This window comes from Caproiciproducens sp. CPB-2 (assembly GCF_036287215.1).
In the GTDB taxonomy this organism is placed as follows: domain Bacteria; phylum Bacillota; class Clostridia; order Oscillospirales; family Acutalibacteraceae; genus Caproiciproducens.
This window is the reverse complement of sequence record NZ_CP142860.1, coordinates 653,289-667,414: the sequence shown is the minus strand read 5'-3', so window position 1 is coordinate 667,414 and position 14,126 is coordinate 653,289. Positions and strand designations below refer to the sequence as shown.

At 55.0% G+C, this 14,126-nt stretch carries 13 protein-coding genes; 7 read left to right on the top strand and 6 right to left on the bottom strand.

Features of this window, described 5'->3' with window-relative positions; genetic code table 11:
- The first annotated feature begins 20 nt into the window (after window positions 1–20).
- From VXK30_RS03365 to hypE, 5 genes are read left to right on the top strand one after another with little or no spacing between them, the layout of a single operon-like run.
- Window positions 21–362, top strand: a complete 342-nt coding sequence (locus VXK30_RS03365; RefSeq protein WP_275716228.1) for a hydrogenase maturation nickel metallochaperone HypA/HybF — start codon at window positions 21–23, stop codon at window positions 360–362.
- Entirely contained in the window at window positions 359–2,620 is a 2,262-nt protein-coding gene (gene hypF, locus VXK30_RS03360) for a carbamoyltransferase HypF (RefSeq protein ID WP_275716226.1), read from the top strand. The genes VXK30_RS03365 and hypF overlap by 4 nt, the downstream gene beginning before the upstream one ends.
- Window positions 2,621–2,662: 42 nt before the next feature.
- Window positions 2,663–2,875 carry a HypC/HybG/HupF family hydrogenase formation chaperone gene (locus VXK30_RS03355; RefSeq protein WP_038322697.1) on the top strand — a complete coding sequence of 71 codons (213 nt, stop codon included), beginning with the start codon at window positions 2,663–2,665 and terminating at the stop codon, window positions 2,873–2,875.
- Window positions 2,872–3,909 carry a hydrogenase formation protein HypD gene (gene hypD / locus VXK30_RS03350; RefSeq protein ID WP_275716223.1) on the top strand — a complete coding sequence of 346 codons (1,038 nt, stop codon included), beginning with the start codon at window positions 2,872–2,874 and terminating at the stop codon, window positions 3,907–3,909. The genes VXK30_RS03355 and hypD overlap by 4 nt, the downstream gene beginning before the upstream one ends.
- Window positions 3,909–4,895 carry a hydrogenase expression/formation protein HypE gene (gene hypE, locus VXK30_RS03345; protein WP_275716219.1) on the top strand — a complete coding sequence of 329 codons (987 nt, stop codon included), beginning with the start codon at window positions 3,909–3,911 and terminating at the stop codon, window positions 4,893–4,895. The genes hypD and hypE overlap by 1 nt, the downstream gene beginning before the upstream one ends.
- Before the next feature lie 51 nt (window positions 4,896–4,946).
- On the opposite strand, the gene VXK30_RS03340 is transcribed toward hypE, so the two are convergent.
- On the bottom strand, window positions 4,947–6,764 hold the full coding sequence (locus VXK30_RS03340; RefSeq protein ID WP_442868008.1) for an ABC-F family ATP-binding cassette domain-containing protein: 1,818 nt from the start codon (window positions 6,762–6,764) through the stop codon (window positions 4,947–4,949).
- A gap of 314 nt (window positions 6,765–7,078) precedes the next feature.
- Here VXK30_RS03340 and VXK30_RS03335 point away from each other — a divergent pair, with 314 nt between their 5' ends.
- On the top strand, window positions 7,079–8,260 hold the full coding sequence (locus tag VXK30_RS03335) for an AI-2E family transporter (protein WP_275716215.1): 1,182 nt from the start codon (window positions 7,079–7,081) through the stop codon (window positions 8,258–8,260).
- 238 nt (window positions 8,261–8,498) lie between these two features.
- Window positions 8,499–10,424, top strand: a complete 1,926-nt coding sequence (locus VXK30_RS03330) for a methyl-accepting chemotaxis protein (protein WP_275716213.1) — start codon at window positions 8,499–8,501, stop codon at window positions 10,422–10,424.
- A 122-nt stretch (window positions 10,425–10,546) separates the two neighbouring features.
- Here VXK30_RS03330 and VXK30_RS03325 read toward each other — a convergent pair whose 3' ends face one another.
- From VXK30_RS03325 to VXK30_RS03305, 5 genes are all read right to left on the bottom strand, one after another.
- On the bottom strand, window positions 10,547–10,804 hold the full coding sequence (locus tag VXK30_RS03325; protein WP_275716211.1) for an HPr family phosphocarrier protein: 258 nt from the start codon (window positions 10,802–10,804) through the stop codon (window positions 10,547–10,549).
- A 48-nt stretch (window positions 10,805–10,852) separates the two neighbouring features.
- Complete coding sequence (locus tag VXK30_RS03320; protein ID WP_275716209.1) at window positions 10,853–11,110, bottom strand: HPr family phosphocarrier protein; 258 nt, start codon at window positions 11,108–11,110, stop codon at window positions 10,853–10,855.
- Between the two features lie 75 nt (window positions 11,111–11,185).
- On the bottom strand, window positions 11,186–11,659 hold the full coding sequence (locus tag VXK30_RS03315) for a PTS sugar transporter subunit IIA (RefSeq protein WP_275716207.1): 474 nt from the start codon (window positions 11,657–11,659) through the stop codon (window positions 11,186–11,188).
- Window positions 11,660–11,868: 209 nt separating this feature from the next.
- Window positions 11,869–13,380, bottom strand: coding sequence for a PTS transporter subunit EIIC (locus VXK30_RS03310; protein ID WP_275716205.1), 1,512 nt, complete (start codon window positions 13,378–13,380; stop codon window positions 11,869–11,871).
- 20 nt (window positions 13,381–13,400) lie between these two features.
- The gene (locus VXK30_RS03305; RefSeq protein ID WP_275716203.1) at window positions 13,401–14,066 is read right to left on the bottom strand and encodes an N-acetylmannosamine-6-phosphate 2-epimerase; all 666 of its coding nucleotides are present in this window, start codon (window positions 14,064–14,066) and stop codon (window positions 13,401–13,403) included.
- Window positions 14,067–14,126 lie beyond the last annotated feature (60 nt).

Genomic DNA, 14,126 nt, shown 5'->3' with positions numbered 1-14,126 from the left:
AACGAAAAGGAGCCGTTATCATGCACGATTATCATAAAGCCGCCGATTTTCTGAAGGAAGCCTCCGAAAAAGCGGAAGCGGCGGGAAAAAAGAAGGTTACAGCCATCAACATTGCGGTAGGGGAAGATTCCGGGTACTCGGGAGAAAGCATCCAGATGTACTTTGAGGATTTATCCAAGGGCACCGTCTGCGAAGGCGCGCAGATGAATGTCCGTTCCGTCAAATCGAAGCTGCGCTGCCCCAAATGCAACGAGCTGTTTGAACGCAGGCGCTTTGATTTTTCCTGCCCCACGTGCGGCACTCAGGGAGAGCCGAGTGAAGTGGGCAGAGAAGTAAAGATAGAGAGCATTGAAATGGAATGAATGTTTTCATTACCGTTTCCGGCATCGTACAGGGTGTGGGATACCGTCCCTTTGTAGCCGGGCTGGCGCACAGGCTGGATATTTCCGGCAGCGTGCGCAACAGCGGCGGGATTGTTGAGATCGCCGCCTGTGGGGAAAAACAGCGGGTGAAGGAATTTCTGCATTCCCTTCACACCGAAGCACCCAACGGCGCGCTGGTGACGGAAATCAAGACAGAGCCTCTGCCGGAACAGCGCTTTGACGGCTTTTCCATTCTGAAAAGCGGCAGAGACGCGCAAAACGAGGCGGGCACGCCGATGATTCCGCCGGACCTGCCGATGTGCGACGAATGCAGAAAAGAGCTGTATTCGCCCGAAAACCGGCGCCGGGGATATCCGTTTATCAGCTGCGCTTCCTGCGGGCCGAGGTTCAGCATTATGAACGCCCTGCCTTACGACCGCGAAACCACCACCATGAAGGACTTTGCCATGTGCCCCGACTGCGAGCGCGAGTATGCATCCGGGCGCAGGCGCCACGCACAGACGATCTCCTGCCACAGCTGCGGGCCGCAGCTGCAGCTGCTTACCGGCGGAATCACGCTGGAAAAGCAGGAGGCCCTGGAACGGGCGGTCACCCTTCTGAAGGACGGGGCTGTTCTCGCCGTAAAAGGCATGGGCGGATATCAGTTTGTCTGTTTCCCCTGCCTTGAAGACACGGTGGAGCGCCTGCGTCTTTTAAAGGGACGGGAAAAGAAGCCCTTTGCCGTTATGTTTCCCGATTTGGAAAGCATCCGCAAAATGTGCGTTGTGAATCAGGAAGAAGAAGCCATGCTGCTGTCCGCGGCACGCCCCATTGTCCTGCTGAACAACCCGTCGGACGGGTTTTGTTCCGGTGTCTGCGGGGAAAGCCGTTTCCTCGGCGCGTTTCTGCCCTGCACCGGTTTGCATCAGCTTCTGACGGACGCCTGCGGCCCCCTCATTGTCACGAGCGGGAATTTCACCTCCGAGCCGATGATTTATAAGGACGACGAACTGCTTCGGTCGGACATTCCCTATCTTGCGGGAATCCTGTACAATACCCGCCGGATCGTGACCCCGCTGGACGATTCCGTCGGGCGGGTCGCGTGCTCGGTTCCCCAGATTCTCCGCCGCAGCCGGGGGTATGTTCCCCTGCCCGTCCTGCTGGAACAGCGGGCGGAACATCCGGTTCTGGCTATGGGCGGGGACCTGAAAAGCTGCTTCTGCCTGCTCAGCGGCGACCGCGCCTATCTGAGCCAGTATTTCGGGGACATCGAAAATTACAAGGTCTATGAGAATTACAAAATCGGCCTGAAGCGTATGGAGCAGCTTCTGCGGATTTCCCCGCGGAGGATTGCGTGCGACCTGCATCCCGGCTATCAGTCCCACGCGCTGGCGCAGAGGATCGCGCGGGACTTCGGTTTGGAAAGCCCCGTCCTCATTCAGCACCATCACGCTCACGCCGCCTCCGTCATGGCGGAGCATCGTCTGGACGGCTGTATCGGCGTGATTTTCGACGGCACCGGCTACGGCACGGACAAAACGGTCTGGGGCGGGGAATTTTTGCTGTGCCGCGGCGCGAATTTTGCTCGGCGGGCGCACCTGAGCCCTGTCCGGCTCTGCGGCGGCGACGCGGCGGCGAAAAATGCCGTGCTGACCTCGGACTGTTACCGGTTCGCCGCGGGCGAGAAATCCGGCAGCGAGCGTTTCCCGTTCGTCAGGGCCGCCCTCAAGCATCAGGTCAATACACAGGAAAGCTCCAGCGCGGGGCGGCTGTTCGACGCAGTCTGCGCCATACTGGGCATCAAAGAAGAGAATTCCTACGAAGGGGAATGCGCCGTCGCGCTGGAAAACGCGGCCGCGGCCGCGGAAGAAGCCGGGGAAGAACCGGTGCCGTTCCGTTTTTCCCTCAGCCGGAATCCCGCCGGGGAACTGGAAGCAGACCAGGCCGATTTTATCCGCCGGCTTCTGCAAACGGCTGCAAAAGGGGAAAACAGGAACCGCATTGCGCTTGGGTTCCACCGGGCGCTTGCCGAAATGATCCTGACGGTCTGCCGGAGCATCCGGGAAGAAAGCGGCGAAAACCGCGTGGCCCTGAGCGGAGGCGTTTTCGCAAACCTTCTGCTCCTGCGGGACTGCCATGACCGATTGACCGCGGACGGTTTTCAGGTCTATTTCAATTCCGCCGTGCCGTCCAACGACGGCGGCATCTGTCTGGGGCAGGCGTGGCTCTGTGCGCGGACAGAGAACATTCGCAGATAAGCCACCGAATACTCAAAAGATTCCAACCAAAAGGAGATTGCCATGTGTGTTGCACTGCCCGGCAGGGTTGTTAAAGTAAACGGTAGAAAAGCGACGGTGGATTTCAGCGGAAATACGCTGGAAGCAGAGGCCGGCCTGGTGAAAATCAAACCGGGCGACAGCGTTCTGGTTCACGCCGGGTGCATCCTACAGGTGCTGACGGAGCAGGACCGCGACGCGCTGGAGGAGCTTCTGAAGGAAATGGAAGAGCTATGACGGATATCCAATCGTATCTGAAAGCCTACGACGGGCAGCCCCTGCGGCTGATGGAGGTCTGCGGGACCCACACGGCGCAGATTTCCCGCTGCGGCATTACCGGGATGCTCTCCCCCGCCATCCGGATGATCTCCGGGCCCGGATGCCCCGTCTGCGTTACGGTCACCGCCTATATCGACAGGCTTGTCGCACTTAGCATGGAACCGGAAAACGTGGTCGCCACGTTCGGGGACATGCTGCGCGTACCGGGCGGCAGCCAAAGCCTGAACGACGCGAAAGCCGCGGGCGGCCACGTGCGGATGGTTTATTCCCCGCTGGACACGCTGAAGCTGGCGGCGGACGATCCCGCCCGCACCTATATTTTCGCGGCGGTCGGATTTGAAACCACCGCCCCGGTGTACGCCATGCTGCTTGAGGAAGCGGTTTCAAACGGCATCTCCAACGTAAAGATCCTGACCTCCCTGAAAACCATGCCCCCGGTGATCGACTGGATCTGCAAAAACCAGGGCGGCGTGGACGGCTTTCTCGCGCCCGGCCACGTCAGCGTCATTACCGGCAGCCGTATTTTTGAACCTTTGTCCGAGAAATACGGCATTCCGTTCGCGGTCGCGGGCTTTGAAGGACCGCAGATTCTGGCGGCGATCTACGCGCTCGTCCGGAAAAGCGGGAAAGCCGGGGTCATGAACCTGTACCCCGGCGCGGTAACGGAGGAAGGCAACCGGACCGCGCAGAAAATGGTGGACAAATATTTTACTCCCTGTGACGCCGCGTGGCGCGGGATGGGGAGCATTCCGGATTCCGGCCTGCTTCTGCGGGAGGATTACGCCCGCTTCGACGCGGGCAGCGCCGGCCTGAACGACGACCGCGGCGCCAACGCCCGCTGCCGCTGCGCACAGGTGCTGACCGGGGCAATTTCCCCGAACGAATGTCCCCTGTTCGGTTCCGCCTGTACCCCGCAGACACCGCAGGGCGCGTGTATGGTGTCGATGGAGGGCAGCTGCTACAATTATTTTACAAATATGAGGAAACGGTAATGAAAATAACCATGGCGCACGGCAGCGGCGGAAAAGCTACCGCCGAGCTGATCGAAGATATTTTTGAAAAAAGCTTTCACAATCCCGTTTTGGCCAAAATGGAGGATTCCGCCGTTGTCCCCGGAGCGGAAAAAATCGCCGTGACGACGGACAGCTTCGTGGTAACGCCCCTGTTTTTCCCGGGCGGCGATATCGGCAGGCTGTCCGTCTGCGGGACGGTGAACGACCTCCTGATGAGCGGTGCGAAGCCCCGCTACCTTACCTGCGGATTCATTCTGGAGGAAGGCGCCGACACGGAGGAGCTCAAAAAAATAGCGGCCTCCATGGCGGAGACCGCCGCGGAAGCCGGAATCAGTATTGTGGCGGGCGACACCAAGGTCGTGGAAGGCAAGGGCGGCGTCTACATCAACACCGCCGGCGTGGGCTTTGTGCCGCCGGACGTTTCGCTCAGCGCGTCCTCCTGCGAAGAGGGCGACGTGATCCTGCTTTCGGGCAATCTGGGCGACCATCACGCGGCCATTCTGAGCGAGCGGATGAATATCCGGAACACCATTCAAAGCGACTGTGCACCCCTGAACGAAATGGTGAACGCGCTTCTGGAAAGCGGTGTAAAGGTGAAAGCCATGCGTGACGTCACCCGCGGCGGCCTGGGAACGGTACTGAATGAATTTGCCGGCGCCTCGGCCTGCTGCATGGAGCTTGAGGAAACAGCGATTCCCGTTTCCGCACAGGTACGCGGTTTCTGTGAAATATTGGGACTTGACCCCCTTTATATGGGCAACGAGGGAAAAATGACCGCCGTCGTAGCCGCCGGGGACGCACAGAAAGCGCTTGCCTGCATGAAGGAAAGCCGGTACGGAGAAAACGCGGCCATTATCGGAAAGGTCGTTTCCGGCGAGCCCGGCACCGTACTGCTGCGCACCCCCATCGGGGGCACCCGTATTGTCACTGTTCTTTACGGCGAGGGGCTGCCGAGAATCTGTTAAGGGCTTTATAACTGATAGGAAAGGCAGCCGCTGAGCGGCTGCCTTTTTGATTTACGGTGATTCTTCTGCGTTTTGTTCCGCGATCCGGTCGGCAAGCTCGTTCAGGTAGACCCAGCGCTCGGTTTTGGCGTCAAGCCCGGCCTCCAGCGCTTCCTTTTCCGCAATCAGTTCGGAAAGCAGGACGTAGTTGCTGGACTGCTGTGCAATTTCCCGTTCCGCGGCGGCGATTTTTTCCTCCAAATCGGCGATGACCGAATCGATTTCCTCGTATTCCCGCTGCTCCTTAAAGGAAAATTTCAGCTTGGCCGGCTTTTCCCGGTAAGCGGCTTTCGGCCTGCTTTCCTTTGCCTTCGGCGCTTCCTCCGCCTCGGGCCTTTTCTGTTCCAGATAGTCGGAATAGCCGCCGGTATAATCGTGGATTTCCCCGTTTTCAAACGCGAAAATATGCTCCGCGACCTTATCCAGGAAATAGCGGTCATGGGACACGACGACAACGGCGCCCGAAAAGTTCCGGAGATAGTCCTCCAGAATGGTAAGCGTCTGGATGTCAAGGTCGTTTGTGGGCTCGTCGAAAAGCAGAACGTTCGGCGCCTGCATCAGAATGCCGAGCAGGTAGAGCCTGCGGCGTTCCCCTCCGGACAGCCTGCCGATCACCGAATACTGCAGATCGGACGTGAACAGGAACTTTTCCATCAGCTGGGAAGCGGTCAGCGTCCCTTCCGGGGTCATGACCTCAGCGGAAATATTCTTAATATAGTCGATTGCGCGCAGACCGGGGTCCATATCTTCACATTCCTGCAAAAAACAGCCGATCCGTACGGTTTCCCCCACGGTAACCGTACCGCTGTCCGGCGCGACCTGTCCGGTAATCATTTTCAGCAGCGTTGATTTTCCGCAGCCGTTTGCGCCGATAATGCCGATACGGTCCCCGCGCAGCAGGTTGTAGGAAAAATTCCGGATGAGCCGCCTGTCGCCGTAGCGCTTTTCAATCCCGTCGATTTCAATGATTTTTCGGCCGAGCCGCGTGCTCACGGAGCTCATCGCCAGCTTTTCCCGCTCCGTCCCGACCTCCTGCGCGCTCAGCTGCGCAAACCGCTCCACCCGGAATCGCTGCTTTGTGCTGCGCGCCCGCGCGCCGCGCTGGATCCACTCCAGCTCCTTTCGGAGCAGGCTCTGGCGCTTGCGCTCACTCGCGGCCTCCATGCTTTCCCGCTCCGCTTTCAGCTCCAGATATTTCGTGTAATTTGCCTGATAGCTGTACAGATTCCCGTCCTGCAGTTCAATGATCCGGTTGGTCACGCGGTCAAGAAAATAACGGTCGTGCGTCACCATGAGCAGCGCGCCCGGGTAACGGGCAAGGTAGTTTTCCAGCCAGTCGACCATATCGTTATCCATATGGTTGGTGGGCTCGTCCAGCACCAGCACCTCCACAGGGGTTACCAGCGCGCTGGCCAGCGATACGCGCTTTTTCTGCCCGCCGGAAAGCCGGCTGACCGGTTCGTCAAAATCCGCAATCCCAAGCCGGGTCAAAATCGCCTTGCATTCATAGTCCTTCGATTCCCGCTGCTGCTGCGCAATCCCCTGTTTGACCTGTTCCAGCACCGTAATCCCTTCCGGAAAAACCGGGTTCTGCGGCAGATACCCCACGCGCACGCTTCCGAATTTAGTGACCGCGCCGCTGTCCGGGCTTTCCTGTCCCGCGACGATTTTCAAAAGCGTGCTTTTCCCGGTTCCGTTCACGCCGATCATCCCGATTTTATCCCCTTCCTGAATCCCCAGGGAGACATCCTTCAGCAGTATTTTTTCACTGTAGCTTTTCCTGATTTTTTCCGCAGATAACAACAGCACAATTTTACCCTCTGTTTCCATATCGTCAATATTGGAACGGTATCCGCCCATAGAGCAGGCCGTTTATTTAGATATTTTTCTATGGATTCCATCATAACACAGAAGCAGCCGGATGAAAACCGCGAAACCGTATTCCATCAAATTATTTGAGGGATCCCATATATTGTCAGATAAATTGTGCTAAAATAAAAGAAAGGCTTTTGAAAGCAATCATTTTCTATCGGTGCGCATTATGGTATAATAGCCACAAAGCGGCTATTATATTAGCTTCGCCACGAAATAGGACAACCTGCCGATGTACCAAAGGCCGGCGACGGATTGGAAAGGGACGGAAAATGGAACTTAATAAAAGCAATATGAAGAAAATCGCCCTGCTCATTGCTTTCAGCATTGCGCTTTACCTGGGGCTGAAAAATTTATACCGGTTTTCGGAGCTGACCGGGATCATTGCGGGTATTTTTGAGCCGATCCTGCTCGGCCTTGCAATCACCTTCATCCTCAATGTCCTGATGCGGCATGTAGAAAGCCGCCTGCTTGCGCCGATTAACCGCCGCTACACGAAAAACTGGCCGAAAGTGAGGCGCGCGGTCAGCATTCTGATCACCTTTTTGATTGTCATCGGCATTATCGCCCTGATTATGCTGATCCTGATTCCGGAGCTCGTCCGCACAATTACCAGCCTGACCAACAACATTCCGGGCTTTTTCACCGAGCTTCAGAACAACCTGATCGCAATTGGAAACAAGTATCCCGCGGTCAGGGAATACGTCAGCAATATGAAAATCGACTGGACAAACATCAGCCAGATGCTGGCCCAGTACGGGCAGAAGCTGGCCAACACGCTGGTGGGTTCCACCGTTACGGTGGCTGCGAATCTGTTCCACGCGGTCATTACCCTGGTGCTCGGCCTTGTCTTCGCCATCAACATTCTCGCGCAAAAAGAAAAGCTGGAAGCCCAGACAAAGCGTTTCCTGTACGCTTATTTCCCCAAAAAGCCGGCTGACACCATCGTACGGGTGTGCAGCCTGACCGACCGTGCCTTTTCCAATTTTATTGCCGGTCAGTGTACCGAGGCCTGTATTCTCGGCTCGCTCTGCTTTATCGGAATGCAGATTTTCAGCTTCCCCTATGCGCTGCTTGTCTCCGTGATTGTGGCGTTTATGGCTCTGATTCCGATTTTCGGCGCGTTTTTAAGCACCTGTATCGGCGCGCTGCTGATTTTGGTCGTCAACCCTATTCAGGCGGTCTGGTTCGTCATATTCTTCGTCGTCCTCCAGCAGCTGGAGGGCAACCTGATCTTCCCGCGCGTGGTCGGCTCAAAGGTCGGCCTGCCGGCGCTGTGGGTGCTTGCCGCCGTCACCATCGGCGGCAACACGTTCGGTCTGGTCGGGATGCTGGTCAACATTCCTCTCTGCGCCGTGATGTACACGCTCCTGCGGGAAAACATCAATAAGCGTCTGGAAGAGAAAAAGCTGAAATGTCAGCTTCCAAAGGAGGAAGAAACTATCCTGAAATAAAACAGGCTTCTCACACCTTTAGCGTGTGAGCGTGCTGATAGAAAACAAGAGGAAGCATTCGGATGAAACCAAACCCGATGCTTCCTTTTCTTATAGTAAGATTCCGCTCTGCCGAATGTAAACGGAAGGTTAATTCCGCCTTAAAATCAATGGTAAATTCTGTGGGACGGCATAAAAAATGATATACTGAAACCGTTGAAAAAAGATCATATTAAACGATGGGAAGGGTATTTTCATTGTGCGTAACAATCAGAAAACGATCAAGAATAAGCTTGTTCAATTTACAGCAATTATTATTCTCTGCACAGTCAGTGTTCTTTGCATTTTTTCCGCTTTCTTCATTGTCCGCTCCACGGAGCAGTCCCTGCAGAAAACGCTGAGCAAAACGGCCGGCATCGTCTCTTCCGAAATCAGCGCTCAGCTCAGGCAGTACGAAATTATGGCCCAGTCGGTCTCGATGATCAAAAACACCGTCGGGGCTGACTACGGAGCCACCAGGCAGTACATCAACAGCCTCGTCAAGGAAAACGGGCTGGTGAAGGTGGACATCATCAAGGAGGATGGAATTTCCGCCCTGAACGGAAACGACTATCAGGAAAATCAGGCCTTTGTACAGGCGAAGCAGGGGACCCCCTACCTGAGCGACCCTGTCACGGAAAACGGGGAAGTGCATTTTGACTACGCCTATCCCTCCGCGCCGCATGTCATTCTGATCAGCATTCCGTACAATTCGCTGGGCGACATTGCCGCCAAAGTGAAAGTAGGCAATCAAGGCAATACCTATATCCTCAACCATTCCGGCACCAAGGTGGTGCAAAGCAGTTCCGCAGCTTCCGCAAAGGAAAAGAACAGTAAATCCGATCCTGTCGTCGCCAAAATGGAAGCCAACATGGTTCAGGGAAAAACGGGATTTGCCCTTTACAAAAGGAACGGCCAGCAGTATTTCGGCGCATACGCTCCCATTTCGGGAACAGACGGATGGTCCGTCAATGTTTCGGAAGCCCATTCAGAATTCATGTCCAGCGTACCGGCCGCCATTTCCCTGATGATCGGCGTTGGAATCGTGTCCTTCCTCATTGCCCTTTTCTTTGCTTTCCGGATCGCCGGGAACATTACCAGGCCGGTTTTGCAGGTAACGGAGGGCATTGAACGGATTTCCGGCGGAGATCTGGATATCCGTCTCGAAGTGAAATCTCAGGATGAGACGGGCAGAATCGCGAATGCCCTGAATACTACGTCGGAAAATCTGCGCCGGATGATCACAGACCTCTGCATGATTTTGAAAGCGATTTCCTCCGGCGACCTGTCCCTGCAGAGCGGCGCCGCCTATCCGGGAGATTTTCACGAAATCCTGACCGCGATCGACGGAATTCTTTCCGGCCTGAATCAGACGATTTCCCAGGTGCGTCTGGTCGCCGTCCAGGTAGACGGCTCGGCGGGCCAGATGTCCGACGTGGCTCAGGCGCTGGCTATGAACGCCTCCGAGGAAGTGAGCTCCATTGAAAAGCTTTCCTCCTCCGTTCAGGAAATCTCCGGCCACGCACAGACGAGCGCGGAAAACGCCCAGCAGGCAAACGTCATGCTGTCCGGAATCGTGCGGGATATCCAGGACGGGAACCGGAAAATGGATCAGCTGATCACCGCCATGAAGGATATTTCCCAAACCTCGCAGGAAATAGAGCGGATTGTCAAGACGATCGACGACATCGCGTTCCAGACAAACATTCTGGCTCTGAATGCCGCGGTAGAGGCCGCGCGGGCCGGAGCCTACGGCAAAGGCTTCGCGGTCGTGGCGAACGAGGTGCGCAGTCTGGCCGGCAAAAGCACCCGTGCCGTGGGGGATACCTCCGCTCTGATTGCCAATACCGTTCATGCGATTACAACCGGCGCAAAGGCAGTGGACGAGGTGGAAAGGTCCCTGCAGGTGATCGTGCAAAAGTCGGAAGCGCTCTTCCAGCTTGTCGGTGAAATCACGCAGGCCTCCGACGCACAGGCCGTTTTCGTAACGCAGACAACGGGAAACATCACGCAGATTTCCGACGCGATTCAGAATATTTCCCTCATGGCCGAGAAAAGCGCCGCGGCGGGCGAAGAGCTCTCGTCCCAATCCAAGGTGCTGACCGACCTTTTATCCCGGTTCCAGCTGAAAGAAGAAGCAGAATAAAAAACAGACATCCCCATGGGACTGTACTGCAGAGAAAAGCACAGGCTTTTCCATCGCCGTACGCCATGGGGATTTTATGAAAACAGCTGATATTCAGAATGCCGCGGGCTTCCGTTCCCGATTCAGAGATTCGCCTGACAAAACGCTTTCAGCTTTGCACAGTCCGCCCGCTCCTGTTCCCCTTCCGCCCGGAAGGTAATCGTGTCGTTTTGTTTCACGTTCAGGTTCATTACCGAAAACAGACGCTTGGCGTCCGCCGTTTTTCCGTTGAATACAATGCTTACCGCACAGCTGCAGCCCTGCGCACACTTGACGAGCAGCCCGGCCGGGCGCGCATGAAGGCCGGCCGAATCCTGAATGGTATAAGTAAACTGTTCCATAATACATACCTCCTGCAAACAATAAATGAATAGGTCCTTGAGCCGGATTCAATGATCCTCAGAACTCATGATAACGCTTCCGATCGACTTTTCAACCTGATCGCCGCTCCGCCCGGGGGCTATCACGCTGACCAGGTCTCCGTAAATGAAATTGAAGCCCATGATTTCCATGACTTTTTTTGCATTGCACCGGACTCCGTCTTTCTCAAGGTAAACCGCTCCGGGATGCGCGAGCGCGATACCGGCAATCCTGCTGGCCGGCCTTGCATGAAGCCCATTCCTGTCCATAACTCTGACCTGTACCATCACGCTTCCCCCTTTGTCTATGCACGCCGGGCCGCGGGACTCCTTTCAAAAGCCCGCGGCGCTTGTATAAAATATTCATTTCAGGACAAGGTCCATCAATCTGTCCCCTGCACGGACACTTCCCCGGCAGATTTGCAGATTGCCGACCTTGTCCATGTTCGTAATTAATACAGGCGTGACAATCTCCTTGTTCTGTGACTGAAGGTACTGCAAATTCACCTCCATAACGCTGTCCCCCGCTTTCACGCGCATACCTTCGTCCTTCAGCCTTTTAAAGCCCATTCCCTTTAATCTTACCGTATCCAAACCTATATGAACCAAAACCTCCAGCCCGTCGTCACTGAGAATACAGAAGGCATGGTTGGTGTCTATGACCTGAACAATCCTTCCGTTGCATGGCGAACAAATCAGATTGTCCTCCGGAATGACCGCGCAGCCGTCCCCTACCACTCTTCCTGAAAAAACCGGATCATTTACCTCGTCCAGGCTGATAATCCGACCGTTTGCAGGCGACTGAATCGTCATTCGTTTTTTAAAAAATTGTAACATAATCATTATCCTCCGTATATAGGTTTCCCGGCCCTTTTGATCCGTCCTAAAACAACAGCGCAGACCTCAGGCTCAAAACGGGCTTTAAAAATATCCGTTTCTTTTCAGAAACGAAAATCAGCATAATAAGGATTTCAGCGCAAATAGTAATTCACGCTGAAATCCGTAAGCGGTATCATACGACGGCAGTTCAAAACAGTCTGAAAAAATTACTCAAGCCCCAGGATCTCAACAATATGGTTCTTGTAGATAACGGCCTTCGTGCCGAAAACCGCCTGGATGCCGTCCCCTATCGTCAGTACGTCCGTTGCTCCAAGCTCTTTCAGCTTTGCGTTGTCCACCTGCTCAATGTTTTTAACCGATACCCTCAGCCGGGTAATGCAGGCATCCACGTCTTCAATATTCTCTCTTCCTCCGAACGCCGCAATAATCTGAAGCGCTTTTTCTTTTACGGAAGACTTGGATACCGCAGCCGCCGTCGCTACCGTAGCCCCCGACGCATCGTCGTCTTCCGCCCGGCCCGGCGTCATGATATTGAATTTTTTGATAAAGAACCGGAAGGAAAAATAGTACAGGCAGGCCCATACGATGCCGACCGGGATCACAAGCATCCAGTTCGTCCTGTCGTTCCCCTGCAGAATTCCGAACAGGCTGAAATCAATGAATCCGCCGGAAAAGGTATTGCCGATGCGGATATTCAGCAAATCAGCGACCAGAAAGGAAACACCGTCGAGGAAAGAATGAAACACATAAAGGAGCGGGCTGACAAACAGGAACATATATTCAATCGGTTCCGTAATTCCGGTGATGAACGATGTCAGTGCGACCCCAAGGAACAGTCCCGCGAACTTTTTCTGCCGCGCCTTCGGTACGCTGTGATACATCGCGAGGCAGGCGGCGGGAAGCCCAAACATCATGGTCGCGAAACGGCCGGCAAAGAACCGGGTCCCGTGAGTGAACAGTCCGACATGGTTCGGGTCGGCAAGCTGCGCGAAGAAAATTTTCTGAGCGCCCGCAATGCTGACCCCCGCGACCGTTTCCGTACCGCCCAGCTGCGTGTACCAGAACATCGGATAAATCATATGGTGCAAACCGACCGCGCCGCATAACCTCATCAGGAAGCCGTAAAGGAAGGTACCCACAACACCCATAGAGGCGATTCCCTGACCGGCACTGACCAGAAGGTTCTGGAACGGAGGCCAGACAAGATAGAACAGCGCGCCGACAAAAATAGCGGAAAAAGAAGTTACAATCGGCACGAACCGGGAACCGCCAAAGAAGCCCAATGCCTGTGGCAGTTCGATGTTATGATAGCGATTATGTAGGGTCACGGCAATGCTGCCCATGACCAAAGCGCCGATCACGCCGGTGTCAATCGCATTTCCTTTTGGGTTGAAGATGGTCAGCATAACGGAGGTCGTCGCCGTCATCACCAGATATCCCACAATACCGGCTAAGGCCGCCGTTCCCCTGTCAGCCTTGGCAAGGCCGATACACAGGCCGATGCAGAGCAGAAGAGCAAGGTTGTTGAAGATGGCGCTTCCGGCAGAGCTCATGATCTGGAAAATAGCCTGCGCGACGGTATTTTGCAGGAACGGGTACGCCGCGATGGTACTGGGGTTGCTGAATGCGCCGCCGATGCCCAGCAGCAGACCCGCGGCCGGCAGAATCGCAATCGGCAGCATAAAGGATTTCCCTATTTTTTGCAGTTGTTTGAACATGATGATAGTCCCCCCTCATTTTATAATAATGTCCTGGTAAATTTCTCCGTGATATTTTGCGGACGGGTGATCGCCCCGCCGACAACGGCCGAATAGGCCCCGGATTGAAAAACAGCTTTCAGATCCTCCGGCGTGTTGATTTTTCCTTCCGCTATCACAGGAATGCGGAGATTCTTCTTTAGTTTTTCGATAAAAGACAAATTGGGTCCCGGCAAATTTTCGGAATACGGCGTATAGCCGCAAAGGGTGGTGGAGACGCAGTCAAAGCCGATCTTTTCGGCGTTGACTGCCTCGTCATAGGTGGAACAGTCGGCCATCACCAGCCTGCCCCGGCCCTTAACATACCGGACCAGCTCTTCCAGCTTTTCGTCATTCGGCCTTCTCCGAAGGGTGGCATCAAGAGCGATCATTTCGCATTGCGTTTCCAAAAGCTCCTCGATTTCCTTCTTAGTAGGAGTAATGTAGATTTCGGAATCGGCATAATTCCTTTTGACGATCCCGATTACGGGCAAACCCGCCACCTTGATGATCTCGTCGATATCCCCTTTGCTCTGCGCCCGGATTCCTGCGGCTCCTCCCTGTTTTGCCGCCAGTGCCATTCTTCCCATAATGAAAGAACTGTGCAGCGGTTCATCCGGCAGAGCCTGACACGATACAACCAGTTTTCCTTTGATTTTCTCAAGCATGAAAATTTCCTCCTCGTAAAAATAATTGATTCGGCCTTTCGAATAACCGCTCTTCACCCC

Bases quoted from the DNA above. Each gene is read 5' to 3' on its own strand.
- VXK30_RS03365 (WP_275716228.1), top strand. From the start codon at position 21: ATGCACGATTATCATAAAGCCGCCGATTTTCTGAAGGAAGCCTCCGAA.
- hypF (WP_275716226.1), top strand. From the start codon at position 359: ATGAATGTTTTCATTACCGTTTCCGGCATCGTACAGGGTGTGGGATAC.
- VXK30_RS03355 (WP_038322697.1), top strand. From the start codon at position 2,663: ATGTGTGTTGCACTGCCCGGCAGGGTTGTTAAAGTAAACGGTAGAAAA.
- hypD (WP_275716223.1), top strand. From the start codon at position 2,872: ATGACGGATATCCAATCGTATCTGAAAGCCTACGACGGGCAGCCCCTG.
- hypE (WP_275716219.1), top strand. From the start codon at position 3,909: ATGAAAATAACCATGGCGCACGGCAGCGGCGGAAAAGCTACCGCCGAG.
- VXK30_RS03340 (WP_442868008.1), bottom strand. From the start codon at position 6,764: ATGGAAACAGAGGGTAAAATTGTGCTGTTGTTATCTGCGGAAAAAATC.
- VXK30_RS03335 (WP_275716215.1), top strand. From the start codon at position 7,079: ATGGAACTTAATAAAAGCAATATGAAGAAAATCGCCCTGCTCATTGCT.
- VXK30_RS03325 (WP_275716211.1), bottom strand. From the start codon at position 10,804: ATGGAACAGTTTACTTATACCATTCAGGATTCGGCCGGCCTTCATGCG.
- VXK30_RS03320 (WP_275716209.1), bottom strand. From the start codon at position 11,110: ATGGTACAGGTCAGAGTTATGGACAGGAATGGGCTTCATGCAAGGCCG.
- VXK30_RS03315 (WP_275716207.1), bottom strand. From the start codon at position 11,659: ATGTTACAATTTTTTAAAAAACGAATGACGATTCAGTCGCCTGCAAAC.
- VXK30_RS03310 (WP_275716205.1), bottom strand. From the start codon at position 13,380: ATGTTCAAACAACTGCAAAAAATAGGGAAATCCTTTATGCTGCCGATT.
- VXK30_RS03305 (WP_275716203.1), bottom strand. From the start codon at position 14,066: ATGCTTGAGAAAATCAAAGGAAAACTGGTTGTATCGTGTCAGGCTCTG.